The 25,804-nt window shown below is 68.7% G+C and carries 20 protein-coding genes and 2 pseudogenes; 10 read left to right on the top strand and 12 right to left on the bottom strand.

Annotation, left to right across the window (positions count from 1 at the left end; genetic code table 11):
• Positions 1 to 21: 21 nt before the first annotated feature.
• Entirely contained in the window at positions 22 to 4,143 is a 4,122-nt protein-coding gene (locus EJK91_RS22955) for a PE family protein (RefSeq protein WP_164517963.1), read from the bottom strand.
• A gap of 142 nt (positions 4,144 to 4,285) precedes the next feature.
• The gene (locus tag EJK91_RS13650) at positions 4,286 to 5,191 is read right to left on the bottom strand and encodes an adenylate/guanylate cyclase domain-containing protein (RefSeq protein WP_046300723.1); all 906 of its coding nucleotides are present in this window, start codon (positions 5,189 to 5,191) and stop codon (positions 4,286 to 4,288) included.
• A 156-nt stretch (positions 5,192 to 5,347) separates the two neighbouring features.
• Here EJK91_RS13650 and EJK91_RS13645 point away from each other — a divergent pair, with 156 nt between their 5' ends.
• Positions 5,348 to 6,466, top strand: a complete 1,119-nt coding sequence (locus EJK91_RS13645) for an oxygenase MpaB family protein (protein ID WP_024442883.1) — start codon at positions 5,348 to 5,350, stop codon at positions 6,464 to 6,466.
• Here the strand turns inward: EJK91_RS13645 and EJK91_RS13640 are convergent.
• The 4 genes from EJK91_RS13640 to infC are packed head-to-tail and all read right to left on the bottom strand — an operon-like array spanning position 6,463 to position 8,552.
• Positions 6,463 to 7,245, bottom strand: a complete 783-nt coding sequence (locus EJK91_RS13640) for a TrmH family RNA methyltransferase (protein ID WP_024442882.1) — start codon at positions 7,243 to 7,245, stop codon at positions 6,463 to 6,465. The genes EJK91_RS13645 and EJK91_RS13640 overlap by 4 nt on opposite strands.
• A gap of 14 nt (positions 7,246 to 7,259) precedes the next feature.
• A complete protein-coding gene (gene rplT / locus EJK91_RS13635; protein ID WP_024442881.1) occupies positions 7,260 to 7,649 on the bottom strand; it encodes a 50S ribosomal protein L20 in 390 nt (129 codons plus the stop codon).
• Between the two features lie 57 nt (positions 7,650 to 7,706).
• Entirely contained in the window at positions 7,707 to 7,901 is a 195-nt protein-coding gene (rpmI, locus tag EJK91_RS13630; RefSeq protein ID WP_024442880.1) for a 50S ribosomal protein L35, read from the bottom strand.
• 27 nt (positions 7,902 to 7,928) lie between these two features.
• Positions 7,929 to 8,552, bottom strand: a complete 624-nt coding sequence (infC, locus tag EJK91_RS13625; protein WP_231384304.1) for a translation initiation factor IF-3 — start codon at positions 8,550 to 8,552, stop codon at positions 7,929 to 7,931.
• Positions 8,553 to 9,000: 448 nt separating this feature from the next.
• Between infC and lysX the strand changes: the two genes are divergently transcribed.
• From lysX to EJK91_RS13605, 4 genes and pseudogenes are all read left to right on the top strand, one after another.
• On the top strand, positions 9,001 to 12,282 hold the full coding sequence (lysX, locus tag EJK91_RS13620; RefSeq protein WP_444850820.1) for a bifunctional lysylphosphatidylglycerol synthetase/lysine--tRNA ligase LysX: 3,282 nt from the start codon (positions 9,001 to 9,003) through the stop codon (positions 12,280 to 12,282).
• A 59-nt stretch (positions 12,283 to 12,341) separates the two neighbouring features.
• Positions 12,342 to 13,618: pseudogene (locus tag EJK91_RS13615) on the top strand (alpha/beta hydrolase).
• Between the two features lie 183 nt (positions 13,619 to 13,801).
• Positions 13,802 to 14,041: a hypothetical protein gene (locus EJK91_RS13610; RefSeq protein WP_125079198.1), complete on the top strand. Its 240-nt coding sequence runs from the start codon at positions 13,802 to 13,804 to the stop codon at positions 14,039 to 14,041.
• 3 nt (positions 14,042 to 14,044) lie between these two features.
• Entirely contained in the window at positions 14,045 to 15,220 is a 1,176-nt protein-coding gene (locus tag EJK91_RS13605) for a winged helix DNA-binding domain-containing protein (RefSeq protein ID WP_125079197.1), read from the top strand.
• On the opposite strand, the gene EJK91_RS13600 is transcribed toward EJK91_RS13605, so the two are convergent.
• Positions 15,147 to 15,989 carry a hypothetical protein gene (locus EJK91_RS13600; RefSeq protein ID WP_024442874.1) on the bottom strand — a complete coding sequence of 281 codons (843 nt, stop codon included), beginning with the start codon at positions 15,987 to 15,989 and terminating at the stop codon, positions 15,147 to 15,149. The two genes, EJK91_RS13605 and EJK91_RS13600, sit on opposite strands and share 74 nt — an antisense overlap.
• Before the next feature lie 130 nt (positions 15,990 to 16,119).
• On the opposite strand from EJK91_RS13600, the gene EJK91_RS13595 reads away from it, so the two are divergent.
• Positions 16,120 to 16,761, top strand: coding sequence for a TetR/AcrR family transcriptional regulator (locus EJK91_RS13595; RefSeq protein ID WP_231384301.1), 642 nt, complete (start codon positions 16,120 to 16,122; stop codon positions 16,759 to 16,761).
• Positions 16,762 to 16,774: 13 nt separating this feature from the next.
• On the opposite strand, the gene uvrA is transcribed toward EJK91_RS13595, so the two are convergent.
• Positions 16,775 to 19,681, bottom strand: a complete 2,907-nt coding sequence (gene uvrA, locus EJK91_RS13590; protein ID WP_024442872.1) for an excinuclease ABC subunit UvrA — start codon at positions 19,679 to 19,681, stop codon at positions 16,775 to 16,777.
• Positions 19,682 to 19,738: 57 nt separating this feature from the next.
• Here uvrA and EJK91_RS13585 point away from each other — a divergent pair, with 57 nt between their 5' ends.
• Positions 19,739 to 20,425, top strand: coding sequence for an MBL fold metallo-hydrolase (locus EJK91_RS13585; protein ID WP_024442871.1), 687 nt, complete (start codon positions 19,739 to 19,741; stop codon positions 20,423 to 20,425).
• Between the two features lie 350 nt (positions 20,426 to 20,775).
• Here EJK91_RS13585 and EJK91_RS22420 read toward each other — a convergent pair whose 3' ends face one another.
• From EJK91_RS22420 to EJK91_RS13570, 3 genes are all read right to left on the bottom strand, one after another.
• Positions 20,776 to 21,093 (bottom strand): RES domain-containing protein, encoded by a 318-nt coding sequence (locus tag EJK91_RS22420; protein ID WP_241178697.1) that lies wholly within the window; start codon positions 21,091 to 21,093, stop codon positions 20,776 to 20,778.
• Entirely contained in the window at positions 21,090 to 21,485 is a 396-nt protein-coding gene (locus EJK91_RS13575) for an XRE family transcriptional regulator (protein ID WP_125079196.1), read from the bottom strand. Before EJK91_RS13575 ends, EJK91_RS22420 begins: the two co-directional genes overlap by 4 nt.
• A 154-nt stretch (positions 21,486 to 21,639) precedes the next feature.
• Positions 21,640 to 22,086 carry a universal stress protein gene (locus EJK91_RS13570; protein WP_024442868.1) on the bottom strand — a complete coding sequence of 149 codons (447 nt, stop codon included), beginning with the start codon at positions 22,084 to 22,086 and terminating at the stop codon, positions 21,640 to 21,642.
• A gap of 235 nt (positions 22,087 to 22,321) precedes the next feature.
• On the opposite strand from EJK91_RS13570, the gene EJK91_RS13565 reads away from it, so the two are divergent.
• Positions 22,322 to 23,881 carry a glycosyltransferase family 39 protein gene (locus EJK91_RS13565; RefSeq protein WP_125079195.1) on the top strand — a complete coding sequence of 520 codons (1,560 nt, stop codon included), beginning with the start codon at positions 22,322 to 22,324 and terminating at the stop codon, positions 23,879 to 23,881.
• 6 nt (positions 23,882 to 23,887) lie between these two features.
• Here EJK91_RS13565 and EJK91_RS13560 read toward each other — a convergent pair whose 3' ends face one another.
• Positions 23,888 to 24,247: an Rv2640c family ArsR-like transcriptional regulator gene (locus tag EJK91_RS13560; protein WP_024442866.1), complete on the bottom strand. Its 360-nt coding sequence runs from the start codon at positions 24,245 to 24,247 to the stop codon at positions 23,888 to 23,890.
• A gap of 101 nt (positions 24,248 to 24,348) precedes the next feature.
• Between EJK91_RS13560 and EJK91_RS13555 the strand changes: the two genes are divergently transcribed.
• Together EJK91_RS13555 and arsB are read left to right on the top strand one after the other, a co-directional pair.
• A complete protein-coding gene (locus EJK91_RS13555) occupies positions 24,349 to 24,744 on the top strand; it encodes an ArsI/CadI family heavy metal resistance metalloenzyme (protein WP_125079194.1) in 396 nt (131 codons plus the stop codon).
• Positions 24,744 to 25,790 (top strand): annotated as a pseudogene (arsB, locus tag EJK91_RS13550) (ACR3 family arsenite efflux transporter); the annotation flags it as partial. The gene EJK91_RS13555 and the pseudogene arsB, both read left to right, overlap by 1 nt.
• Positions 25,791 to 25,804: the final 14 nt, after the last annotated feature.

Below are 25,804 nucleotides of genomic sequence, written 5' to 3'. Positions count from 1 at the left end.
GCGGGGCTCTCGTCGAGTGGGTTAAGGAGCCTTGGGCTCGGCTCCAGCGCCGCCGGCGCCGCCTTCGACACCGCTGGTGTTGGTGGGCGCGGGGGGCTTAGTGCCCGCCGTTCCCGCCACGCTGCCCGACTTGCCGCCGGTGCCACCGGTGCCACCGGCACCACCCTTGACGGTGCCGACGCCGTCGCCGCCGTTACCACCCTTGCCGCCATCGCCACCTTCACCTTCGGTGTTGGTCGCGGTGCTGCTGCCACCGTTGCCGCCCGCACCTCCGGCGCCGACCTGCACGGGCCTGCCGTTGGTCGGTGCGGTGCCGCCGTTGCTGGTCAGGCTGCCGCCCTKACCGCCGGCSCCGCCGATACCGCCGTCACCTTCGGTGCTGTTGCCACCGGCTCCACCGGCGCCGCCGTTCTGGGCCCGCCAGCTGCCGCCGCCGCTGTCGCCGCCCTTACCGCCGTTGCCGCCGTTGCCGGTGGTGCCGGTGCCGCCGGACCCGCCGGCTCCCCCGGTGCCGCCGGAGCCGAACTTGTTGCCACCGTCAATGCCGCTGACGCCTTCACCGCCGTCACCACCCTTGCCGCCGGTCACACCATTGCCGCCGGCGCCACCCTTGCCGCCGCTGCCGCCGAAGCCCAGGATCTGGCCCTTGCCGGTCACGCTGCCATTGGCGTCATTCCAGCCGCTGCTCTCTGCGCCCTTACCGCCGGCGCCACCGTCGCCGCCCTCCTTGCTGGTGCTGGCCCCGCCGGCGCCGCCGCTGCCGCCGCTGCCACCGGTGATGGTGCCTTGGCCGCCCTGACCGCCTTCGCCACCTTCGCCACCCTTGCCGCTGACGGCCGCCGGGGCGTCGCCCTCGGGGGCCTTGACGGTTGCGGCGCCACCGGCACCGCCCGCGCCGCCTGCACCACCCCAGATGACCCGGGTGTCGGCCGGAGCCGTGTCTGCGCCGCCGTTGCCACCAAGGCCACCTTTACCGCCGTCGCCGGTCGTCGCCGCACCACCGGCACCGCCCGCGCCGCCGGCGCCCGAGACGCCCAGGATGGTGCCGGCCCCGAACTTGTTGGTGAAGCCGTCGATGCCCCAGGTGCCGTCGGACTTCCAGCCCGTCGCGGCCGCTCCGGCACCTCCCTCACCGCCCTTGCCGCCATCGCCGGATCCGGTGACTGCTCCACCCGCGCCGCCGGCACCACCGGTGCCGCCGTACTGGGTGCCAGACCCGGCGTTCCCGCCCATGCCGCCGTCGCCACCGTCGCCGTTGGTCGCGGCACCGCCCTTGCCGCCGGCGCCACCATTACCACCCTTGGTCGCAAAACTGTTGTCGTCATGGGTGAGGGTGGTCTCCGGAGAAGCTTTACCGCCGTTACCGCCGTTACCGCCGTCACCGATGGCCGTGCCGCCCGCGCCGCCGTTGCCGCCGGCGCCACCATTGCCGCCGGTGTATGCGTTGCCGGTGTCGCCCTGCTGTGCGTTGCCGCCGAGGCCGCCGTTGCCGCCGTTGCCATTGGTTCCACCGCTTCCGCCGTCACCGCCGGCGCCGCCGTTCAAGTGGAGCTCGTCGCCAGCCGCGCCGTTGCCTCCGTTGCCGCCCGCCACCTGGTCAGAGCCGTAGACCCCCTGACCGTCGGCACCCGCGGTTCCGGCTTCGCCGCCGGTGCCGCCAGTGCCCGCTTCACCCGCCGCGCCGCCCTTACCCACGGAGCCCACGCTGCCGACGTTGCCGCCCTTACCGCCGGAACCGAAGCCGTACTGGCCCTTGGAATCCCAATCCCCGTCGGCCCCCTTGCCGCCATTGCCGCCGGCGCCGGCCTGGCCACCGTCACCGCCGTCTCCGCCGCTGCCATTGGTGCCGGACTCGGATCCACCACCGGCGCCGCCGGCGCCACCATTGCCACCGCTGTAGCCGGTTCCGCCGTTGGCGCCGTTACCGGTTCCGCCGTCTTTGAAGGTGCCATCGATGCCCTTCAGGCCGATTCCGCCGTCACCGCCATCGCCGCCATTACCGCCCTGGCCGCCGGCACCGGTGCCGGCGGCTTTGCCACCATTGCCGCCCTGTCCGCCGTTTCCGCCATTGCTCTGGACCGAGCCGTCTCCATCGGCTCCCTTGCCGCCGGTTCCACCGTCGCCACCATTGCCGTTACTGCCGGCGTAGGCGTCGCCGCCGTTGCCGCCCCGGCCGCCGTCGCCGCCGTATGCGCCGTCGCCGCCGTTGCCGCCCTGGCCACCGTTGTGGTTCCCCGCGGTACCAGCTGCGCCGTCCCCGCCGTTACCGCCCTGGCTGGCCTGGGAAGGATCCTTGCTCCCGCCGGCGCCATCGTCTCCCGACGCACCCTGATCGGTGCCGGTGCCACCGCCCTCGCCAGCTTTGCCACCCGCGCCAGCCTGGTCGCCGTTTTCACCAGCCTCACCGCCGTTGCCGCCGTTACCGGTACCGCCGTTCGTCCAGGTGCCATTGGCTCCATTGCCACCGTCACCGCCCGCACCGACCGCGCCACCGGCGCCGCCGTCACCGCCGGCGCCGTTGGCTCCTGCGTTGCCATGGGCAGCGGTCCCGCCTAAGCCGCCCTTCCCACCGGTGCCGCCGTCGAAGCCGTTGCCCCCCTTGTGACCGTCGCCGCCGTTGCCGTCAGGCGTCTGCGAGCCTTCCTGACCGGGGCCACCCTTGATGCCGTCATGCCCAGCACCGCCGGCACCGCCGACACCACCATTTCCGCCATTACCCGCGTCGGTACCGCCGGCACCGCCCTTACCGCCGACACCGCCGGTTCCGCCGACGGCCCCGACGCCGTCCATGTTGTCGTCGTTGGTCCCGCTGACCCCACCGGCACCACCAGTACCACCCGTGCCACCGTTGCCGATCTTGCCGCCGTCACCACCGGTGCCACCGTTACCGCCGGTGCCGGCATTGTTTGTCGCGTCTCCAGCACCACCTGCACCACCGGTACCACCAGCGCCGCCGTTGCCGGTCTCACCGCCGCTGCCACCGTTGCCACCCAGGCCGCCGTTGCCAGCTCCGTTGGTGCCGTCAGCGTCGGCGCCGGCCCCGCCGGTACCGCCTCGGCCGCCATTGCCGTCGATCTCGCTGTCCGCACCGTCCGAGCCCTTGACGCCTAACGAGCCGCCGGCACCCCCCTTGCCGCCCACACCAGCGGCGCCGCCGACTCCACCGGTGCCGCCGGTCCCACCGTTGAGGTTGCCCTCCTCACCCGCGGCCCCGGTGCCGCCCTGGCCGCCCTCGCCGCCGGCGCCACCCTTGCCGCCCGCACCGCCGGTGCCGAACAGGGAGTCGCTCGCGGCGCCGCCGTTGCCGCCCTTGCCTCCCGCACCGCCCGCGTTACCCGTGCCGCCCACACCGGTGCCGCTGTCAGCCCATGAGCCGGTCGCGCCGATCACGCCGGTCGCGCCCACGCCACCGTCGCCGCCGGCACCACCGATGCCGAACAGCGAACCCAGCGCGGCGCCGCCGTTGCCGCCGTTGCCGCCCAGCCCGCCGACGCCGCCCGCGCCGCCGATGCCCATGATGGTGCCCCCGGTGCCGCCGTTGCCGCCGTCACCGCCCAAGGCGCCCGCGCCACCGGCACCGCCGTTGCCGAACCAGCCGGCGTTCCCGCCGTCGCCGCCCCCGATGGACGGGTCCGCGTCCTCGTCAGCACCCGCGGAGTAACCGGCCCCGCCGCTGCCGAACCAGAGGCCGCCGTCGCCGCCGTCAGGGTTCTCCGCCGTGCCGGCGGCGCCGTCGCCGAGATAGAACTGGCCCTCGGGTGCCCAGCTGTTGACCATGTCGACCAGCCAGGAGTTGGCCGGGTTGTCGATGAACGAGTCCACCGACGTGTACAACGGCTGGTAGACCAACGCGTTGAAGAGTGTCGTGAGGTCGAACGGGTTGGTGTCGGCCGCGCTACCCGGGTCCGCCGACCAGTTGAACCACGAGCCGATGTCCCAGGCGTTGCTGTCCCAGCCGCTCGAGGAGTCTGAGACCGGGGTGAACAGGTCGGTCAGCCAGTCGAAGTCCCAGTCGGCGTTCGCGGTGGGAGTGGCCGCCATCGGGGCCATGCCGAACGTCAGGAACGCCGCCGCAGTACCGCCGGCACCTACCAGCCGATTCGTCTTACGGCGGTTGTTCCGACGCTGCTGCCGACCTGACATGATTCCCCGCTTCTGCGTTAAGGCGACCTGTGTAAAACGGTCAAATAGTTACCTTGCTCACCGAAGGGTATTCCAAGGAACGGGGTTCATCCACTCGTGCGAGGCGACCTGACCGGCCCACAAAGAAGCTGAGAACGGGTAATCAGTCGGCGTGTGACGGGCTCTGGCGAACTGCCTTCAGGCGGTACATCGTCAGATCCGCCGGGACGCCGCTGGTCTTGGCCGCGAGCACCTGACGGCGCGCTCGCTTGGCAACCACACCCAACTCCTCGAGGGCGGCCGGATCGATGCGTTCCAAGGTCGGCCCAGAAACCACGATCCCGCCCTTGAGGGCGCGTTCCATCACCCGGGCGGCGATATTGACGTCCACGCCGAGCCAGTCGTCGGCCAGCCGCTGAGGCCGGCCGGTGTGGATGCCGACCCGCATCCGCGGCGTGTGCCCGTTGACCTCGACCTCGCGAAGGGCCTCTTGTGCCTCCAGCACCGCGGCGACGGCGACCAGCGGGTCGCGGAACACCGCCATCAGCCCGTCGCCCATTCGTTTGACGATGCGGCCACCAGCGTCCAGCAGCGGCGGCTCGATCGCGCGCGACACTCGCCGCAGCAGGGTCAGGGTGGCGTCGTCGCCGGACTGCAGCGACCAGGTGGAGAAGCCGACCAAATCGGTGAACACCAGCGTTGCCTCGGAATTGCCCGGCACCCGCGACATCCGTTGGGTCAGGGCCTGCCAGACCTGCAACGCGCCCAGGCTGACTTCCCGGGAGGCCGCCGAACGGTCTCCCATCAGGCGGTCGGCCGCCCGCGCGGCGGCCTGCGGGCCGCCATCTCCGGCGGTGGACAGCGGATCACCGAATTCTGGGTCGCCGGGCAACACGCGCCGCACCCGCCGGACCAGGTCGACGATTCGGACGTCGTTGGTGGTGCGGTTCAGCCAGGCCGCGGCCTCATCCAGGGAGAAAGAGGTGCGGCGGTCGGGGCTGGGCTGGTCGGGCACTGCCACCGCCTCCCCGAGCCCAGCAGCCTGCCGTGGGGCCGGCTCGAGGTCCATGAGTTTCAGGGTAGGTGGCGCTCGCCGACACCGGCAACGACCGCCGACAGTGGCACACGACACGATTGGCGTTTTCGGTGCGACGCGCCACAACGAATGTAGACAACGATCGTTGTCACAATTATCGTAGTTTCAGGTTCCCAGACAGGAGACGTGATGACCGTTACGCCGACCGCGTCCGTCGAGCAGGCGTCTGCGCCCGCCGACGACAGTGCCCCCAGCGTTGCCAAAACCGCTCCCAAGCCTGCTCCCGCGGTGGAGCCGTTGAACTCTAACTCGTTGACCTGGAAGTACTTCGGCGACCTGCGCACCGGCATCATGGGCGTCTGGATCGGCGCCATCGAGAACATGTACCCCGGCCTGGGCGCGGGCGTCACCGAGCACTCCAGCATCTTGAGCGAGCCGATGCAGCGTGTGACGCGGTCGGTCTACCCGATCATGGGTGTGGTCTATGACGGCATCCGGGCCCAGCACACCGGCGCCTCGATCCGCGACTACCACCGCGATATCAAGGGCGTCGATGAGAAGGGCCGGCGCTATCACGCGCTGGACCCCGACACCTTCTACTGGGCGCACGCCACGTTCTTCATGCTGATCATCAAACTCGCCGAGTACTTCGACGGCGGCCTCACCTTGGCCGAGAAGCGCCAGCTCTTCGACGAGCACGTGCAGTGGTACCAGATGTATGGCATGAGCATGCGTCCCGTGCCGAAGTCCTGGGAAGAGTTCTGCGAGTACTGGAACCGGGTGTGCGAGGACGAACTGGAGCTGACCCCGGCCGCCATCGACATTTTGAACATCCGCATCCCCAAGCCGTGGTTCGTCCCGATGCCCGACGCGGTGTGGCACCAGATGTTCAAGCCGGCGCTGGCCGCCCAACGCTGGGTGGCGGCCGGATTGTTCGAGCCGGTGGTGCGGGAGAAGGCCGGTCTGCGCTGGTCGGAGAGCGACGAGGTGCTGCTGCGGCTGCTGGGCAAGGTCAGCCACGTGGCATTCAGCTTTGTGCCCGACGAGATTCGGCTGCACCCGCGCGCGCTGGCCGGCTACCGGCGCGAGCAGGGCAAGATCCCCAGTGACACCCCGCCGATCGAGGCCCCGTGGTTCAGCGGACCGCCAAAAGACCGGCGGCACAGCGGAATGCACTACGTCCCGCCGGTCAGCGCGGGCATGAAGCTGGTCGAGCGCGCCGGAGCGCTGATGCACAGCACCTTCTCGCTGGCCGCCGGCAGTGGCCTGACCCCGCGACCGCCGCGCCGTAAGCCCAAGGCCGCCTAAGCGCGGCGCTGGGCTCGCGCGCTCTGGTAGAGGCAGATCGCCGCTGCCGCTGCAACATTGAGGCTCTCAGCGCCTCCTGCCATCGGGATGTGCACCCGGTGGTCGGCGGCGGCTGCGGCCTCGGCCGGCAACCCCTGAGCCTCCGGGCCGAACAGCCACGCGGTGGGCCCGGCCAGGACCGGGTCGGCGTCATCGAGGCTCAGCTCACCGTCAAGCGCCGTCGCCAGCACCTGCAGTCCCGCCTCCCGCAATGCGGTGAGCACGGCATCGGTGTCGGCGGCCACTACCACCGGGACGTGGAAGATGCTGCCCGCGGACGAGCGCAGGCACTTGCCGTTATAGGGATCGACGCTGTTGCCGGTCAGCACCACCAGGTCGGCACCGGTGGCGTCGGCGATGCGAATCAGGGTGCCGGCGTTACCGGGCTCGCCGATGCCCACCGCCACCGCCACCAGTCGCGGAGCACCGGCCAGCACAGTGTGCAGATCCGCTTCGGCGTGCGCGCACACCGCGATCAATCCGGCCGGAGTGACGGTGTCCGACAAGGCCTTTGCCGCGCGGTCGGTCACCAGGTGGACCGGTACCTGCGCGCAGGCCAGCAGATCGTGGTGACGTTGCGCCGCCGCTTCGGTGGCGAAGACCTCCAGGACCAGGCCGCGAGCGATCGCGGCCTCGATCAGATTGGGCCCCTCGGCCAGGAAGCGCTGTTCGCGCTTCCTGGCCACGTGCCGATGCAGCTTGACCGCCGCGACCACCCGGGCCGAACGTTCGGTCAGCATCGGCTCGGTTCGGGTCAGGCAGCCTCGCCGGAAGGCGCGTTGACATCCTCGGGCAGCGCGGCCCGAGCGACCTCGACCAGCGCGGTGAATGCAGCCGCGTCGCTGACGGCGATCTCGGCGAGGTTCTTGCGGTCCACCTCGACACCGGCGGCCTTGAGGCCCTGGATCAGCCGGTTGTAGGTGATGTCGTTGGCGCGGGCCGCCGCGTTGATGCGGGAGATCCACAGCTTCCGGAACTCACCCTTGCGGGCACGACGGTCCCGGTAGGCGTAGGTCATTGAGTGCAGCTGCTGCTCTTTGGCCTTGCGGTACAGCCGCGACCGCTGGCCACGGTAACCCTTCGAAGCCTTCAGGACTGTACGGCGCTTCTTCTGGGCGTTGACTGCGCGCTTCACGCGTGCCATGGGGTGTTCCTACTCTCGTTGGGGCGTAAGGGGATTGCGGTGCGGAGAAAGCGGCAATCAGCCGTTCAGCATCGCGTTGACGCGCTTGGTGTCGGCGGCAGCCACCTCGGTGCGGCCGGCCAGACGACGGGTGCGGGTGCTCGGCTTGTGCTCGAGCAGGTGGCGGGCGTTCGCCTTCTGCCGGACGATCTTGCCGGTTCCGGTGCGACGGAATCGCTTCGAAGCGCCGCTGTGGGTTTTCGCCTTGGGCATGTTTCCTCAGTTCTGCTGTCGGGTTTTTCAGTTCTCGGGCTGCGGCTCGGCCGCGTCCGCCGCGGGGGCGGGAGCGGTGGCGGGTGCGGGGTGAACCGCGCCTCCACCGGCGTCCTCTGCGGCCTTGGCACGGGTTTTCGCGCCGCGGTGCGGTGCCAGCACCATCGTCATGTTGCGTCCGTCTTGCTTGGCGGAGGTCTCGACGAAGCCGTACTCGGCGACGTCGGCGCCCAACCGCTGCAGCAGGCGGTAGCCGAGCTCGGGCCGGGACTGCTCACGGCCGCGGAACATGATCGTCACCTTGACCTTGGCCCCGGCTTCGAGGAAGCGGACCACGTGGCCCTTCTTCGTCGCATAGTCGTGGTCGTCGATCTTGGGACGCAGCTTCTGTTCCTTGACGACGGTCTGCTGCTGGTTCTTGCGAGACTCGCGCTCCTTCTGAGCCGCCTCGTACTTGTACTTGCCGTAGTCCATGATCTTGCAGACCGGGGGTTTAGCGGTCGGTGCGACTTCGACAAGGTCAAGATCGGCATCCGCGGCGACGCGAAGCGCATCTTCGATGCGCACAATGCCTACCTGCTCCCCGCCCGGGCCGATCAATCGAACCTCAGGTACACGAATGCGCTCGTTGACGCGGATCTCAGTGCTGATGGGACCTCCTTGGGTAGTCTTCGGTCGCGGCCGCCGCAGTGCTCGTCCGGACGCAGCGGCGCTGACCCCACCCACCAGCAAAAAAGCCCTGCACGAAGCAGGGCCCATACCGACCGATCACGGCCTGAACAACCTCAAGCCGCCTGCGCAGCGCGCAGAGCAGGCGGTTTACACCGCCTGCGACCGGACCACTGAGCCGCAAGGATTGCTCCTCAGGCTAGTGGTGGGAGGGAACTCCACTTGCTGTCCTGGCGTACGCCGGGACGGTCGCGTTAGGGAGTCTAGCAGCTGTTCAGCAGTCATTCCGCCCGGCGATCATGCCCACCGGCGATTCCACACCTGCTTTTCGTCCTTTTCGCGGCTTTCCTGCATATTCTCGCGGGCTATGACCCTGACAGTGCCGGCTGTGCCGCGCTCGCGCAGCCGCTCCACCACCCGGCTGCACTGGGTGCCCTCCGCGGCCGCCTGGGCGGTCGGCATCGCCGCCACATTGTCGCTGCTGGCGAGCATGTCACCGGTGATCCGGTGGGCGATCCGGGTGCCCCGGGAGTTCATCGACAAGTACCTGTTCAACTTCCCCGACACCAGCCTGGCCTGGGCCTTCGTGCTGGCCCTGCTCGCCGCCGCGCTCAGCGCGCACAAACGCATCGCCTGGTGGTTGCTGATCGCCAACCTGGTGGTCGCCGGCGGCTGGAACGTCAGCCGGCTGGTGTCGGACACCTCCGACCGCTTCGGTGTCATCAGCGGCGTGGCGGGCCTGGTGCTGCATCTGGTCGCGATCGTGGTGCTGGTGGCAGCCCGCGGCGAGTTCTGGGCCAAAGTGCGGCGCGGAGCGCTGCTCAAATCCGCAGCGACGCTGGCCGCCGGGTGGACGGTGGCGATCCTGCTGTGCTGGGGCCTCATCGAACTGTTCCCCGGCACGGTGACCCGCCCGTTGCGACTGCCCTACGTGGTGAACCGGGTGGTGGGCTTCGGGCTGCTCGAGCCCGACCTCTTCCCCGGCAAACCCGACTTCGGGCTCAAGGCGCTGTGCGGGCTGCTCGGGGCGCTGGCCCTGATCGTCGCGGCCATCGTGCTGTTCCTGTCGCAGCGCGCCGACAATGCCCTCACCGGCCAGGACGAGTCGGCGATCCGCGGGCTGCTCGAGCAGTACGGCCAGAACGACTCGCTGGGCTACTTCGCCACCCGCCGCGACAAGTCGGTGGTGTTCGCCCCCAACGGGCGCGCCGCCATCACCTACCGGGTCGAGGTGGGCGTCTGCCTGGCCAGCGGCGATCCCGTGGGCGACCCGCGGTCGTGGCCACAAGCCATCAACACCTGGTTGCGGGTCTGCAAGGACTACGGTTGGGCGCCGGGAGTGATGGGGGCCAGCTTCGCCGGGGCGCAGGCCTACCGCGACGCCGGGCTGAGCGCGCTGGAACTGGGCGACGAGGCGATCCTGCGGCCCGCGGAGTTCAAACTGTCCGGACCCGACATGCGCGGGGTGCGCCAGGCGGTCACCCGGGCCCGCCGTTCGGGTCTGACGGTGCGGATGCGCCGGCACGGCGAGATCGGCGCCGACGAGATGGCCCGCGTCATCGACCACGCCGACGCCTGGCGCGACACCGAATCCGAGCGCGGGTTCTCCATGGCGCTGGGCCGCCTCGGCGATCCGGCCGACGCCGACTGCTTGCTGGTCGAGGCGGTGCGCGGCGACCCGCGTACCGGGGAGGTCGTGGCGATGCTGTCGCTGGTGCCGTGGGGGCACAGCGGGGTGTCGCTGGATCTGATGCGGCGCTCCCCGCAATCCCCCAACGGCACCATCGAACTGATGGTCAGCGAACTGGCCCTGCAGGCCGCCACCATCGGCGTCACCCGGATCTCGTTGAACTTCGCGATGTTCCGGGCCGCTTTCGAACAGGGCGCACAGCTGGGCGCCGGCCCGGTGCTGCGACTGTGGCGGCGGCTGCTGATGTTCTTCTCCCGCTGGTGGCAGCTGGAGACGCTGTACCGGTCGAACATGAAGTATCGGCCGCAGTGGGTGCCGCGCTACGCCTGCTACGAGGACGCCCGGTTGATCCCCCGCGTCGGGGTCGCCTCGGTGATCGCCGAAGGCTTTCTGGTGCTGCCCTTCTCGCGGCGCAACAAGCAGCACACCGGACACCACTCGGCCGTGCCGGCGACGATGGCCGCCTCCGGACGGCTGCACAGCGACGGGACCGCACCCGACGACATCGACAGCGGGGTCGGCGAGTTCAGTGAGCCCGACAAGACACTGCCCCGGCTTCCCGAGCAGGTCCGGGTCCGGATGGCCAAACTGAAGTCGTTGCAGGGAAGCGGCGTCGACGCCTACCCGGTGGGTGCCGCGCCCAGCCACACCGTGCGCCAGGCCCTGGCCGGCGGCACCGAAGAGACCGTCTCGGTGGCCGGACGGGTATTGCGGATGCGCGACTTCGGCGGCGTGCTCTTCGCCCAGTTGCGCGACTGGTCCGGTGAGGTGCAGCTACTGCTCGACGATTCGGTACTCGCGCAGGCCGACGGCGACGCGCGCGCCGCGGACTTCAGCGCCGGGGTCGATCTCGGCGACCTGGTCGCGGCGACCGGCCGGATAGGCCGCAGCCGCAACGGGACACCGTCGCTGCTGGTGACGCACTGGCGGCTGGTCGGCAAATGCCTGCGTCCACTGCCCGACAAATGGAAGGGCCTGACCGACCCCGAGGCGCGGCTGCGGACCCGCTATGTGGACCTGGCGATCAACACGCAGGCGCGCGAGCTGATCGCAGCCCGCAGCCAGGTGCTGCGCTCGATCCGGGACACCTTGTTCGCCAAGGGATTTCTGGAGGTCGAGACCCCGATTTTGCAGCAGCTGCACGGCGGGGCCAACGCGCGCCCGTTCGTCACCCACATCAACGCCTACGACCTGGACCTGTATCTGCGGATCGCCCCGGAGCTCTACCTCAAGCGACTGTGCGTAGGCGGGGTGGAGCGAGTGTTCGAGCTGGGCCGCGCCTTTCGCAACGAGGGCGTCGACTACAGCCACAACCCGGAGTTCACCCTGCTGGAGGCCTACCAGGCGCACGGCGACTACCTGGCCTGGATCGACGGGGCACGGGAGCTGATCCAGAACGCCGCGGTCGCGGCCAACGGCGCCCCGGTGGTGATGCGGCCCGGGGCCGACGACCAGCTCGAAGCGGTCGACATCTCCGGGCAGTGGCCGGTGCGCAGCGTGCACGACGCGGTGTCCGACGCGCTCGGCGAGCAGATCGACGCCGGCACCGATGTGGCCACCCTGCGCCGACTGTGCGACCACGCCGGCGTCCACTACCTGCGGCAGTGGGATGCCGGGGCGGTGGTGCTCGAACTCTACGAGCAGCTGGTCGAGGCCCGCACCCAGCAGCCCACGTTCTACACCGACTTCCCCACCTCGGTGTCGCCGCTGACCCGGCCGCACCGCAGCAAGCCGGGGGTGGCCGAGCGGTGGGACCTGGTGGCGTGGGGCGTGGAGCTGGGCACCGCCTACAGCGAACTCACCGATCCGGTGGAGCAGCGCCGCCGGCTACACCAGCAGTCGCTGCTGGCCGCAGGCGGCGACCCCGAGGCCATGGAACTCGACGAGGACTTCCTGCAGGCTATGGAATACGCGATGCCGCCGACCGGCGGGCTGGGCATGGGCGTGGACCGCGTCGTCATGCTCATCACCGGCCACAGCATCCGGGACACTCTGCCGTTTCCGCTGGCCAAACCTCGTTGAGCCGGATTCCGGTCCATCATGGAGGGGTGATCCTGGCGAGTGGCGAACACACCTCGCTGATGCATGGCTGGATCCCGGTCACGGTGCAGGCGGCGGCGGTGCTGTCGCTGGTGCTGGCCGTGGGCTGGCGGTCGCGCCGCTGGCTGCGGCGACTGCCGCTGATCGGCGCCGTGGGGCTGGCCGTGGCGGGATGCGTGTACTGGTTCGTGAGCGACGACGGCCTGTCCGCTCAGCCGCCGCCGATCAGCCTGTGGCTGTGGGTCGCGCTGACCGGCGCCGCCGCGGCGCTGCTGGTGCTGGGCTGGCGGGGTGCGGCCTGGCGGCGCCGCGGCATCGCCCTGCTGGCGGTGCCACTGTGTCTGCTCAGTGCGGGTTTGACCCTCAACGCCTGGGTCGGCTACTTCCCGACCGTGCAGAGCGCCTGGGGCGACCTGACGTCGGGACCGCTGCCCGACCAGAGCGACCAGGCGGCGGTGAACGCGATCGCCGGCTCGGGGGCCGCCCTGCCCGGACGCGGCCACGTACTGCGGGTGACGATTCCCGCCGACGCCTCGCACTTCAAGCATCGCGGCGAGCTGGTGTACCTGCGTTCGCCCAGGATCCGCCGCCGCAGCTGCCGGCCGTGATGATGATCGGCGGCGAGTTCAACACGCCCGCGGACTGGCTGCGCTCCGGAGGCGCGATCAAAGCCGTCGACGACTTCGCCGCCGCCCACCACGGCAACGCACCGGTGCTGGTGTTCGTCGACTCGGGTGGCTCCTTCAACAACGACACCGAATGCGTCAACGGCCCGCGCGGCAACGCCGCCGACCATCTGACCGAAGATGTGGTGCCGTACGTGATCTCGCACTTCGGGGTCAGCCCGCAACCGGCGCAGTGGGGGGTGGTCGGCTGGTCCATGGGCGGCACCTGCGCGGTGGACCTGACCACGATGCATCCCGAGAGGTTCAGCGCCTTCGTCGACATCGCCGGCGACCTGAGCCCCAACACGGGAACCCGCGCGCAGACCATCAGACGGCTGTTCGGCGGCAGCGTCGACGCCTGGGCGGCGTTCGACCCGTCGACGGTGATCGCCAGGCACGGCCGGTATTCCGGGGTTTCGGGGTGGTTCGCGGTCGACGGCAGCGCCGCCAAGTCCGATAGCGGCGGTCAGCTGGCCGCCGCGAAGTCGCTGTGCACGCTGGGCCGGGCCAACGGTATCGACTGCGCGGTGATCACCGAACCGGGCCAACACGACTGGCCGTTCGCCGGCAGGGTGTTCACCCACGCCCTGCCGTGGCTGGCCGCCCGGCTGGGCACCCCGGGGGTGGCGCCGGTGGGCTTCCCGAGCGTGTGAGGAGGCGATGCTGGTCCGGATTTCGACCATATGGTGTTGTGCCCGGCTCTGAGCGACAGCAGCTGCATCGAACAATTCGCCGAGTGTGCGGTTTGGTTCGAAAATCGGCCGTTCTGCGTACCAAACCGCACACTCGAGGAATGGGTCCGCTACTTCGAAACCGCCGGCGGTAACGTGGCGACCATGGGTGACGATCCGAGCGACCCGCAGCCCGACACCGGATACGACGACGCCGGCGTGCCGACGTTCGACTCCGTGCGCGAGAAGATCGAACGCCGCTATGAGACCTCGATCGGCGCACAGGAACTGGATTCCGAGACCCAGGAAGGTCGCACCGTCGAGAAGCAGTTCGAGGACCGCCAGCACGCGGCGGCCGACCGGCTGGAGCAGATCCGCAAGTCGATGCACGAGGGTGAGCACTGACCGGTGCGGACCTTCACCATCGCCGAAAGGCGAAACCGTTTGGCGCGCCGACATTTTCTTGCCCCTGACACCGCTGATGCGCCGATAGCCCGGATCGCGGCAACGCTGGTCGGGCTGCACGCCACCGATCCGGCGACTCCGTACCTCTCGCTGTGGGCGCGGCGCTCGGGGTTCGCGGTGGCCGACCTGCACGACGCGCTGTATGAAAAGCGCTCACTGGTCAAGCATCTGGCGATGCGCCGAACGCTGTGGGTGTTCGATCCCGCCGACCTGCCCGCCGTGCAGGCTGCGGCCAGCGACCGGGTGGCCGACACCGAACGGCGCAAGCTGATCGCCGAGGTGGCCAAGGCGGGCGTGGCCAATGACGGCGAAAAGTGGCTGACCCATGCTGCGGCCGCGGTGCTGCGGCACCTCGATGAGAACGGCCCGGCCAGCAGCATCGCGCTGCGCGCGGCCCTGCCCGAGCTGGCCGGCACCTACGATCCCGCGCCCGGCAAGACCTACGGCGGCCAGACCCATCTGGCGCCGCGCGCGCTGACCGTCCTGGGCGCGCAGGGCCACATCGTGCGCGGGCCCAACGACGGCGGCTGGACCTCGTCGCGGCCGCAGTGGACGACCGCGACGAGCTGGCTCGGCGCACCCGGCGCCCCGATGATGGCCGAGCCGGCGCAGACCCAGCTGATCCGAACCTGGCTGCGGGCGTTCGGCCCGGCCACCGCCGAGGACATCAAGTGGTGGTTCGGTACCACTAAGACGGTGGTCCGCAAGGCGTTGAGTGAGATCGGCGCCGTCGATGTCGACCTGCACGACACGCCCGGCTACGCGCTGGCCGACGACCTGGAGCCCGAACCCGAGCCCGAGCCGTGGGGTGCGCTGCTGCCGGGCCTCGACGTCACCACGATGGGCTGGTACCAGCGCGACTGGTACCTCGGCGAGCACCGCGGCCAGCTCTTCGACAACAACGGCAACGCCGGGCCCACCGTGTGGTGGAACGGCCGGATCGTCGGCGGCTGGTATCAGAATGCGGCCGCCGAAGTGCAGCTGCAGCTGCTCGAAGACCCGGGCACCCAAGCCCGTGACGCGCTGAACAAACGGGCGCAGGAGCTCACCGCGTGGCTGGACGGGGTGCGGGTTCCGCCGCGGTTCCCGTCGCCGCTGGTGAAGGCGGCACAGCGCTGACGGCGTGGTTTCCCGAAGCGGTGAACTGCTTCTTGAGCATCGCGTACCCCCAGGCCAGTACCAGCCAGGGCGCGATCAACCAGGGGCCGTTCAGCAGGATGAACTTGACGCCCAGATCCATGAAGCTGGCGGTGTTGGTCGACGGGAAGCCGGCGATGATCTCGGTGCCGTAGTAGTACCAGGTCAGCACGGTGTGGGTGACGGCGGTCGACATGACCAGCAGGGTTCCCCGGTAGTCGGTGAACTTGGACCGCAACAGCAGGACGAGTCCGGTGACGCCCACGCAGGCGTTGATCACCGACAGCACCTCGATCATCAAGAAGTTGGGTTCGGCGTGCAGATAGCGCAGGTCGCCGCCGTCGATGTAGTTCCACCAGGGATACGCCCACACCGCATCGCGGGCACCGGCGATCGCCTTGTGCAGAATCAGCCAGCCGAGCTCCCAGGTGAGATGCGTTGTGTAGGAACAGATCACGAACGGCAGAACGACGGCCTGGAGGCGTTGGAATCGGGTCCACGTGCGAAGCGACGGTATCGGCAGGAATGCCGCGAAGATACCCAGGAAGTAGGCGGCGGTCACCTGCACGACCATGGCATCGGCGATGACGGAGCGGTCGACGCCGCTGTGAAATGCCAAGTAGCTGTAGAGCGGAAACGCCAGGGCCAGCGAGCCGAACGCCACGATCCAGACGATGCGCAGTCCCCGCGAGCGCGGAAGTGTCGCCGAAATCTGCGCTGAGTCTTCCCGGCTCAACTCTGCGGTCGCCATCGGCGCCCCTCTCCCGTCCCGATCAAGCACCCGAGTAATCATCATTCTGTTACACAGAATCATCATTACTGTGGCACCGTAGCACCTCGTGGACACTCAGCCAACGGTCGATCGAAAGCAGGTGGCGGCCATGGGAACGAACCGATCCACGCCGCCGGTCGCCGACCTGGCCGACGCACGCAGGGCCATGTACCAGCAGCAGATCGTGGCCGCAGCCGAGTACGAATTCAGCCGCACCGGCTTCGCCGACGCACGGGTGAGCGACATCGCCAAGACCGCCGGGGTGTCACTGGCCACGGTCTACAAGCACTTCGGTGGCAAAGACGAGATCTGGGATGCCCTCAACGCCGCGCGGATGCAGGAGTTCGTCGCCGCCGTGCGCCTCCGCACAGACACGATCGACTCCCCGCTGGAGGCGATCCTGGTCGGAGCACGTGCCGAGGTGGAGTTCTTCGCCGCACACCCGCACTTTCTGCAGCTGCACATCAACGAGGGCCTGAGCTGGGCATCGGCCTCAGCCGAATTGGGCCGAGGTGGTCAACGAGCGGCATGGCGAACCGGTATGGACATGATCACCCGAGCCGCCGAGATCGCGGTGGACGCGGGTCAGATCACCCACCTGACTCCGCGAATCGCTGCGGCACTGGTCATCTCGGCCTTACAGATCTGGCTCACCGAGTGGGTCGCTGCGGGCAAGACCGAGCCGATCGAGACTGTCGCCGACGCCGTCGTGCGGCACCTGCGCGTCAGCCTCGGCGCTGAACCGGCTTAGCCCAGCCCGGACCCTACGCGCTGGCCTTACGCCGTCGTTTCACGGCCTTGGCGGGTTTGGCCGGTGCGCCCAGGATTTCGGCCAGGAACTTGCCGGTGTAGCTCTCCGGCACGGCCACCACGTCCTCGGGTGTGCCGGTGGCCACCACCGTGCCACCCCCGGCGCCGCCCTCGGGGCCCATGTCGATGATCCAGTCCGCGGTCTTGATCACGTCGAGGTTGTGCTCGATGACGATCACCGTGTTGCCCTTGTCCACCAGGCCGTTGATGACGCCCAGCAGTTTGGCGATGTCCTCGAAATGCAGGCCGGTGGTGGGCTCGTCGAGGATGTAGACCGTCCGGCCGGTGGAACGCTTCTGCAGTTCGGAGGCCAGCTTCACCCGCTGCGCCTCTCCCCCGGACAGCGTCGGCGCCGGCTGGCCCAGCCGCACATATCCCAGCCCGACGTCGACCAGGGTGCGCAGGTAGCGGTGGATGCCGGTGATCGGCTCGAAGAACTCCGCCGCCTCCTCGATCGACATGTCCAGCACCTCGGCGATGGTCTTGCCCTTGTAGTGCACCTCCAGGGTCTCCCGGTTGTAGCGGGCACCGTGGCAGACCTCGCAGGGCACATAGACATCCGGCAGGAAGTTCATCTCGATCTTGATGGTGCCGTCGCCGGTGCACGCCTCGCAGCGGCCGCCCTTGACATTGAACGAGAACCGGCCGGGTTGGTAGCCGCGGACCTTGGCCTCGGTGGTGGCGGCGAACAGGGTGCGGATCTTGTCGAACACCCCGGTGTAGGTGGCCGGGTTGGACCGCGGTGTGCGCCCGATCGGTGACTGGTCCACCCGCACCAGCTTGTCCAGGTGATCGAGTCCGGTGATCCGGGTGTGCCGGCCGGGCACCAGCCGGGCGCCGTTGAGCTTGTTGGCCAGCACCGTCGCCAGAATGTCGTTGACCAGGGTCGACTTGCCCGAGCCGGACACCCCGGTGACCGCGGTGAGCACCCCGAGCGGAAACGCCACGTCCACACCGGACAGGTTGTGCTCGCGTGCGCCGACCACGCCGAGTTGGCGCTTGGCGTCCACCGGCCGGCGGACCTCGGGCACCGCAATGCTTTTCGCGCCGGAGAGGTAGGCGCCGGTGATCGAATCCGCATTGGCCAACAGCTCGGCGTAGGGCCCGCTGTGCACGATCCGCCCGCCGTGCTCGCCGGCCGCCGGGCCGATGTCGACGATCCAGTCGGCGTGCGCGATGGTGTCCAGGTCATGCTCGACGACGATCAGGGTGTTGCCCAGATCGCGCAGCCGCACCAGGGTTTCGATCAGCCGCCGGTTATCGCGCTGATGCAGCCCGATCGACGGCTCGTCGAGCACGTAGAGCACCCCGACCAGACCCGACCCGATCTGGGTGGCCAGCCGAATGCGTTGCGCCTCACCACCGGACAGGGTTCCGGCGGCCCGGGACAGGGTCAGATACTCCAGGCCGACGTCGAGCAGGAAGCTGAGCCGGGACTGGATCTCTTTGAGCACCTGCCCCGCGATGGCCTGCTCACGCGCGCCCAGGGTCAAGGCGTTGAGGAAGTCCGCGCAGTCCGCGATCGACAGCTCACTCACCTGCGCAATGGATTTACTGCCGTAGCCGCCGGCGGCCAGCGTCACCGCCAGGATCTCGGGCTTGAGCCGGGTTCCGGCGCATTCCGGGCACGGCACGTCCCGCATGAACCCGGCGTAGCGGTCCTTCATCTGCTCGGATTCGGTCTGCTCCATCTTGCGTTGCAGGAATGCCATCACACCTTCGAAATCGGTGTAGTACGAGCGGGTCCGGCCGTAGCGGTTGCGGTAGCGCACGTGCACCTGCTCGTCGGAGCCCTCCAGGATCGCCCTGCGGGCCTTGGCCGGCAGTTTGCGCCACGGGGTGTCGACGTCGAAGCCCATCGCCTCACCGAGGCTGGCCATCATCCGGGTGAAGTACTCGCTGGTGGGGCCCATCGACCAGGGCACCACCGCGCCCTCGGCCAGGGTTCGGTCCGGGTCGGGCACCACCAGGTCGGCGTCGACCTCCTTGCGGATGCCCAGGCCCACGCACTCCGGGCAGGCCCCGTACGGGGAGTTGAACGAGAACGACCGCGGCTCCAGGTCGTCGACCGAGAGCGCGTGCCCGTTGGGGCAGGCCAGCTTCTCGGAGAACCGCTGCTCGCGATGGGGGTGATCGTCATCGCGGTCGACGAATTCCAGCACCACGATGCCGTCGGCCAGGCCCAGCGCGGTCTCCACCGAGTCGGTGAGCCGCTGCTTGGCCGACTCCTTGACGGTGAGGCGGTCGACGACCACCTCGATGTCGTGCTTCTCCTGCTTCTTGAGCTTGGGCGGATCGGTCAGCGAATGCACCACGCCGTCCACCCGCACCCGGCTGTAGCCCTGGGTGTTCAGCTTCTCGAAGAGGTCGGCGAACTCCCCCTTGCGGGTGCGCACCACCGGCGCCAGCACCTGAAAGCGCAGGCCCTCGTCCATGGCCAGCACCTGGTCGACGATCTGCTGCGGGGTCTGGCGGGCGATCCGCTCGCCACAGACCGGGCAGTGCGGGGTCCCGGCGCGGGCGTAGAGCAGCCGCAGGTAGTCATAGACCTCGGTGATGGTGCCGACCGTCGAGCGCGGGTTGCGGTTGGTGGACTTCTGGTCGATGGAGACCGCCGGCGACAGGCCCTCGATGAAGTCGACGTCGGGCTTGTCCATCTGGCCCAGGAACTGGCGGGCGTAGGCCGACAGGGATTCGACGTAGCGACGCTGACCCTCGGCGAAGATGGTGTCGAAGGCCAGCGAGGATTTACCCGAACCCGACAGCCCGGTGAACACGATCAACGCGTCACGCGGCAGGTCCAGATCCACACTGCGCAGGTTGTGTTCCCGCGCACCCTTGACGATCAGCCGGTCAGCCACGGGTCCATGCTAGGTGGCGCTACCGACAACCAGGTCAGGGCCAGTACCGTGACGGTCATGACCTCCCAGATCGCGGTAGACGACACCTACACCGGACACGTCGAACCCGGAACCGCGGCACGGCGCACCCTGCCCGGGGCCACCATCATCAAGACCTCGGTGGGCCCGATGGACAACAACGCCTACCTGGTGACGTGCACCAACACCGGCAAGACGCTGCTGATCGACGCGGCCAACGACGCCGAGAACCTGGTGGCGCTGGTACGCGAGCACGCCCCGGACGTGGCGCTGATCGTCACCAGCCACCAGCACTTCGACCACTGGCAGGCGCTGACCGCGGTGGCCGAGGCTACCGGGGCGCCGACCGCCGCACACGCCCTGGACGCCGAGCCGCTGCCGGTCGCCCCGGATCGCATCCTGGCCGACGGCGACACCGTGACCGTCGGCGATCTGAGCTTCGACGTGATCCACCTGCAAGGGCACACCGAGGGTTCGGTGGCGCTGGCCCTGGACGGCGCGGCCACCGGTGGGGTGACCCAGCTGTTCACCGGCGACTGCCTGTTTCCCGGCGGTGTCGGAAAGACCTGGCAGCCCGGGGACTTCGAACGCCTGCTTGGCGACGTGAGCCGCAAGGTGTTCGACCGGTTCGGCGACGACACCATCGTCTACCCCGGGCACGGTGATGACACCGTTCTGGGCGTGGAGCGTCCGCACCTGGCGGAGTGGCGCGAACGGGGCTGGTAGCCCCCGGCGGCTAGGTAGAGGCCTCCAGTTCCAGATTCCATTCAGTCGTGACAGTGAGAGGCGGACCGGGAGCGGGGTCGGTCAGAGGAATGATCTCACCCACGAGGTCCGCGGCTCCGCGGCCCTCAAATAGGGCCACACAAGGTTGAGCGTCAAGCCGAGACAAGAACCTCACGGCGGCTACACCGCCGTCGTAGAGCTCACCAGCAATCGTCTGGGTAACCAGGCGACGACTCGTCGTGATTTCGTGCAGATCAAGGTGGTCCATTCCATGTGCGACCAAAAGCGGGACGTGCCTGTCTTCTATCTGTTGACGCACTGCCCCGTCGGTTAGGTCAATCATCGGGCCATCAAGTCTTAGTAGCGCTGGAGCTAGTACCGTTCTGACGACGCCAGCTTGCAGTCACCGGTTCCGAGGCGAAGTCTTCAGCCGCTTCGGGCCCGTATCTCGCGATATGCCTGAGCTTGGCACCGAGATTTGGCCGGAGGTCTGCCAGCACCTCCCGGAGGCAGGTTTCGGGCAAGTCCGCCAGATAGAGAGTACGGAAGCGGTGGTGAATGTCATCGAAGCGATGACTGAAGCTGTACAGCTCGCGCGGCGTGAATCCAAGTGGACTTGCGTGGTAGCCAACTCGCCACAACAGCAGTTCGGAGCCGGCTCTGGTCACGCCTGAAAGCTAGCGACCTGTCTAGCCGCTTGCACGACCATCGCGAAATCAGCCGTGTCGGACGCGGCGCCGAGAACTTCAACTGGCGCCCGATCGTCGAGGCGTGTGTTTGTGCCAAACAACCAGGCCCGAGCAGTCTTGTCGTCGTACGCATCAACAAGCATTCGGACAACTTTGTAGCCCTCACGCAGCCTGCGTTCGGTTACATCGTGTGGTTCCGGGCCGCCTACCCGCGCGTATCGGCCGATCTGCTTTACATCGGCCAGTCCCGCGAGGGCCGCGGCGATTCGTTGTCCGACTGCTTCCTGCAGGTAGCTGGCGATTTCACGAATTGGACGGGTTGTTGCCTCGAAATCGAGCTTCACAGCAGCGCTGGCTGTTAAAACAGACATTCTGCGACCTCCAGATGGACTGTATCCACCGTAAGGCTACCACTAAGCCCACTGGAAACAACACCTGAAACTACACCATACAGTTCAGCGTGCCGGGCGCCCGTGACGCTGGGCCTCCGTTGGCGCGAACGGGATTGGTGAATCTCCCCGCCGGTTAGCCGGTGGTGTGGACGATCAGCACGTCGATCTTGGAGCGCCGCGACACGTTGGCCGGCACCGAACCGAGCAGCCGCCCGGCGATGGTGCTCAAGCCGACGTTGCCGACCACCAGCAGGTCGGCCTTGACCGACTCGGCCAGCTCCACCAGCGCATCGACCGGGGCACCGACGATGGCCTTCTCTTCGACCTCGTTGGCGCCGGCCGCGATGGCCCGCTCCTTGGCCTCCTTGAGGATGGCGTAGATCGGGGCGTTGCCTGAGGCCTTGTAGCCCTCGTCCTTCAGCGCGTCGGCGGCGCGGGGGTCGTCGGCGTGCGGTAGGTAGGCGGTGGCGATGACGACCTTGGCGCCCTCACCGGACGCCAGGTGAGCCGCGCGGTCGACGGCGCGCAGCGACGAGTCCGAGCCGTCCGTACCGACCACCACGGTCTTGTAGCCGCTCATTGGTAACCCTCCCGGTGCATTGATCGCCTGTTCGCAAATTAAGCCATCGCGACCCTAACGCGTCGACGGCCCCGATGGGGGCGATTGACGTCACATGTCGTTTGCGGCGCGGCGCGCACAGCCGCCTGACCGGCCAGAAGGCCCCGTTTGCCCGCCCTCGTGACGTAGCTGACATGCCGGGTCCACCGGTAGCGTGGAATGTCATCACCGTCACCGCTACCGACAGCGCACGCCGTTGAGCCAGGTATTGAGCCCGGCCCCGGTGCGTACCGATGCGGCCCCGCCCCGGCGTCCACCGCGCTCACCGGATGCGGCCGTAATCGCCGTCGCCGCAACGTTGATCAGCGTCATCGGCGCGAGCCGGCCGTCGCTGTGGTTCGACGAGGCCGCCACCATCTCGGCGTCGACGCACCGCTCCCTGCCGGAACTGTGGCGATTGCTCACCCACATCGACGCGGTACACGGGCTGTACTACCTGGTGATGCACGGCTGGTTCGCGGTCTTCCCCGCGACCGAATTCTGGTCGCGGGTGCCGAGCAGTCTGGCGGTCGGCCTGGGGACCGCCGGCGTGGTGGTGCTGTCCCGCGGGTTCACCGGCCGGCAGGTATCGGTGTGCGCCGGTGCGCTTTACGCGATATTGCCGCGCATGACGTGGGCCGGCGTCGAGGCGCGCCCGTACGCGTTCTCGGCGATGGCCGCCGTCTGGCTCACCGTGCTGTGGGTGACCGCGGCCCGGCGTAACACGGTGCGACTGTGGGTGGGCTACGCCGTGGCAGTCGTGGCGGCGACGCTGCTGAACACCTTCACCGTGCTGATGGTTGCGGTACACGCAGTGGCGCTGCGACGGCTGCGAACCGACGACTCCGCGCGGCGAAGGTGGGCCGTGGCGGCCGGTGCCGCGTTGGCCGCGCTGGCCCCGTTCCTCTGGTTCAGCCAGGGGCAGATCCGCCAGGTCGCCTGGATTCGGCCGCTGAACCCGCACACCGTCATCGAGATCGTCCAGCAGCAGTACTTCGACAGCAGTGTGCCGTTCGCGATCCTGGCGTGGCTGGGGCTCGCCGGCGCCGTGGTCGCCGTTCGGAACGGCACCCGCCGGTCCCCCGATCCCGATACGCGGCGGCTGGCGGCGCTGTGCGCGGCCTGGATGCTCATCCCGACCCTGGCCACGCTGGCCTATTCGGTGGTGGTGAAACCCGTTTACTACCCGCGGTATTTGATCTGCACGGCTCCGGCGATGGCGATCGCGCTGGCGATCGCGATCACCACGCTCGCCACTTCGCGCCGCGCCGTGATCGGCGTCGTCGCCCTGTTGGCGATCGCCGCAGCGCCCAATTACGTTGTCAATCAACGCGATCGCTACACCAAAGAGAAGGGCTGGGACTACAGCGCGGTGGCCGACGTGATCGTCGCGCACGCCCAGCCCGGGGACTGCCTGATGATCGACAACACCACCCGGTGGCTGCCCGGCCCGATCCGGGCGCTGACCGCCGCGCGTCCCGAGGCGTTCGCGAAGCTGACCGACCCCGGCCTGGGGCCGCACCGCCAAACCCTGGGGCGGTTGTGGGACGGCCACCTGGCGGTGTGGGCACTGAAAGATCAGTTCGACCGCTGCCCGACGATCTGGACGATCACCGATCACGACCGCAGCCTGCCGGCCCATCAGCGCGCCGTGAAGTTGCCGGCGGGCACCCGGTTCGCGCGTACCCCCGACGGCCAGATGCTGCACGCGCTGCACTTCCACGTCGTCGAACGCTGGCAGTTCACCTTCGCCCAGGTGATCAAGTCCACCCGCTGAACACCCCTAGGTACAGCAGTTGGGGTCCAGGGCCGCGCACACCGCCTGCAAAGCATCCGGACGCACGCGGTGGAACATGTTCATCCCCCGCCGGTCTGACGCCACGAAACCGGCCTTGCGCAGCTGCGTCAAGTGGTGGCTGACCGTGGATTCGCTCAAGCCCAGCGCGGCGGCCAGGTCGCCGGAGTTCTGCTCTCCGGCGGTCGAGCCGAACAGATACGACACGATCTTGACCCGAACCGGGTCCGCTAACGCCTTGAGCCGCAATGCGATCTGCAATGCATCGGCGTCGGTCATGGGCCCCGCGGCAACCGGGGCGCAACACACCGGTGCGGTCATGTCGATTACCGGCAACGCTTTCGGCATGGATCCATCCTGCCACATTTCATTGACATATATCGAAAAGGTTGGCATGCTGACGCCACATCACTAGTTCGACATATGTCTCACAGCTGAAGGTGACTGTCATGTCCCGCATCCAACTCGCGCTCAACGTCGACAACCTCGATGCCGCGATCACGTTCTATTCCCGGCTGTTCGGCACCGCGCCGGCCAAGGTCAAGCCCGGCTACGCCAATTTCGCCATCGCCGACCCGCCGCTGAAGCTGGTCCTGCTGGAAAACCCCGGCCACGGCGGAACACTGAACCACCTCGGCGTCGAGGTGGCCTCGAGCGAGATCGTCCATGACGAAATCGCCCGGCTCAGCGACGCGGGCCTGTTGACCGAGACGGAAATGGACACCACCTGCTGTTACGCCGTGCAGGACAAGGTCTGGGTCAGCGGCCCAGACCGGGAACGCTGGGAGGTCTACACCAAGATCGCCGATACCGAGTCCGCCGCAGCACCGGCCTCCTGCTGCTGATGGGCGACGACGCAACCACCACCCGGCTGTCCACCCTGGACCGACTGCTGCCGGTCTGGATCGGACTGGCCATGGCCGCCGGCCTGGCTCTGGGACGGATGATCCCGGGTCTGGGCGACGGCCTCAGCGCGGTGCAGATCGACGGGATCTCGCTGCCGATCGCCGCCGGACTGCTGATCATGATGTATCCCGTGCTGGCCAAGGTCCGCTATGACCGGCTCGACACCGTCACCTCGGATCGGCGACTGCTGATCAGCTCGCTGCTGCTCAACTGGGTTGCCGGCCCGGCCGTGATGTTCGCTCTGGCCTGGCTGCTGCTGGCCGACCTGCCCGAATACCGCACCGGGCTCATTGTGGTCGGCTTGGCCCGCTGTATCGCCATGGTCATCATCTGGAACGACCTGGCCTGCGGGGACCGCGAAGCCGCGGCCGTCCTCGTCGCGCTCAACTCGGTCTTCCAGGTCGTCATGTTCGCGGTGCTGGGCTGGTTCTACCTGTCGCTGCTGCCCGGCTGGCTGGGACTGCCGCAGACCAGCATCGAAGTCTCGCCATGGCAGATCGCCAAGTCAGTGGCGATCTTCCTCGGCATACCGCTGGCCGCCGGGTATCTGACCCGCCGCTGGGCCGAACGCAGCAAGGGCCGCGGCTGGTATGAGAGCCGGTTCCTGCCCCGGATCGGACCCTGGGCGCTTTACGGACTGCTCTTCACGATCGTCATCCTGTTCGCGCTACAAGGCGATCAGATCACCCACCGCCCCCTCGACGTGGTCCGTATCGCGATTCCGCTACTGGCCTACTTCACGATCATGTGGGGCGGCGGCTACCTGGTCGGGGCCGCTCTGGGCCTGGGCTATGCGCGCACCACCACCTTGGCGTTCACCGCGGCCGGCAACAATTTCGAGCTCGCCATCGCGGTGGCGATCGCCACCTGGGGCGCCGCCAGTGGGCAAGCCCTGGCCGGGGTTGTCGGGCCCCTGATCGAAGTGCCCGTCCTGGTCGGTCTGTTCTACGCGGCGCTGGCCCTGCGCGGCCGCTTCAGCGCACCCACCCACCCCGTCCG

This window comes from Mycobacterium sp. P7213 (genome assembly GCF_900604305.1).
Lineage (GTDB): Bacteria > Actinomycetota > Actinomycetes > Mycobacteriales > Mycobacteriaceae > Mycobacterium.
Note: the sequence above shows the minus strand (reverse complement) of the source record. Positions and strands in the feature narration are given on the sequence as shown.

Excerpts from the sequence above, each read along its gene's own strand:
- EJK91_RS13555 (WP_125079194.1), top strand. The coding sequence starts at position 24,349 with ATGTCCCGCATCCAACTCGCGCTCAACGTCGACAACCTCGATGCCGCG.
- EJK91_RS13640 (WP_024442882.1), bottom strand. The coding sequence starts at position 7,245 with ATGCTGACCGAACGTTCGGCCCGGGTGGTCGCGGCGGTCAAGCTGCAT.
- EJK91_RS13645 (WP_024442883.1), top strand. The coding sequence starts at position 5,348 with ATGACCGTTACGCCGACCGCGTCCGTCGAGCAGGCGTCTGCGCCCGCC.
- EJK91_RS13570 (WP_024442868.1), bottom strand. The coding sequence starts at position 22,086 with ATGAGCGGCTACAAGACCGTGGTGGTCGGTACGGACGGCTCGGACTCG.
- EJK91_RS13585 (WP_024442871.1), top strand. The coding sequence starts at position 19,739 with ATGACCTCCCAGATCGCGGTAGACGACACCTACACCGGACACGTCGAA.
- rpmI (WP_024442880.1), bottom strand. The coding sequence starts at position 7,901 with ATGCCCAAGGCGAAAACCCACAGCGGCGCTTCGAAGCGATTCCGTCGC.
- EJK91_RS13650 (WP_046300723.1), bottom strand. The coding sequence starts at position 5,191 with ATGGACCTCGAGCCGGCCCCACGGCAGGCTGCTGGGCTCGGGGAGGCG.
- EJK91_RS13600 (WP_024442874.1), bottom strand. The coding sequence starts at position 15,989 with ATGGCGACCGCAGAGTTGAGCCGGGAAGACTCAGCGCAGATTTCGGCG.
- EJK91_RS13610 (WP_125079198.1), top strand. The coding sequence starts at position 13,802 with ATGGGTGACGATCCGAGCGACCCGCAGCCCGACACCGGATACGACGAC.
- rplT (WP_024442881.1), bottom strand. The coding sequence starts at position 7,649 with ATGGCACGCGTGAAGCGCGCAGTCAACGCCCAGAAGAAGCGCCGTACA.
- EJK91_RS13595 (WP_231384301.1), top strand. The coding sequence starts at position 16,120 with ATGGGAACGAACCGATCCACGCCGCCGGTCGCCGACCTGGCCGACGCA.
- EJK91_RS13560 (WP_024442866.1), bottom strand. The coding sequence starts at position 24,247 with ATGCCGAAAGCGTTGCCGGTAATCGACATGACCGCACCGGTGTGTTGC.
- EJK91_RS13575 (WP_125079196.1), bottom strand. The coding sequence starts at position 21,485 with ATGTCTGTTTTAACAGCCAGCGCTGCTGTGAAGCTCGATTTCGAGGCA.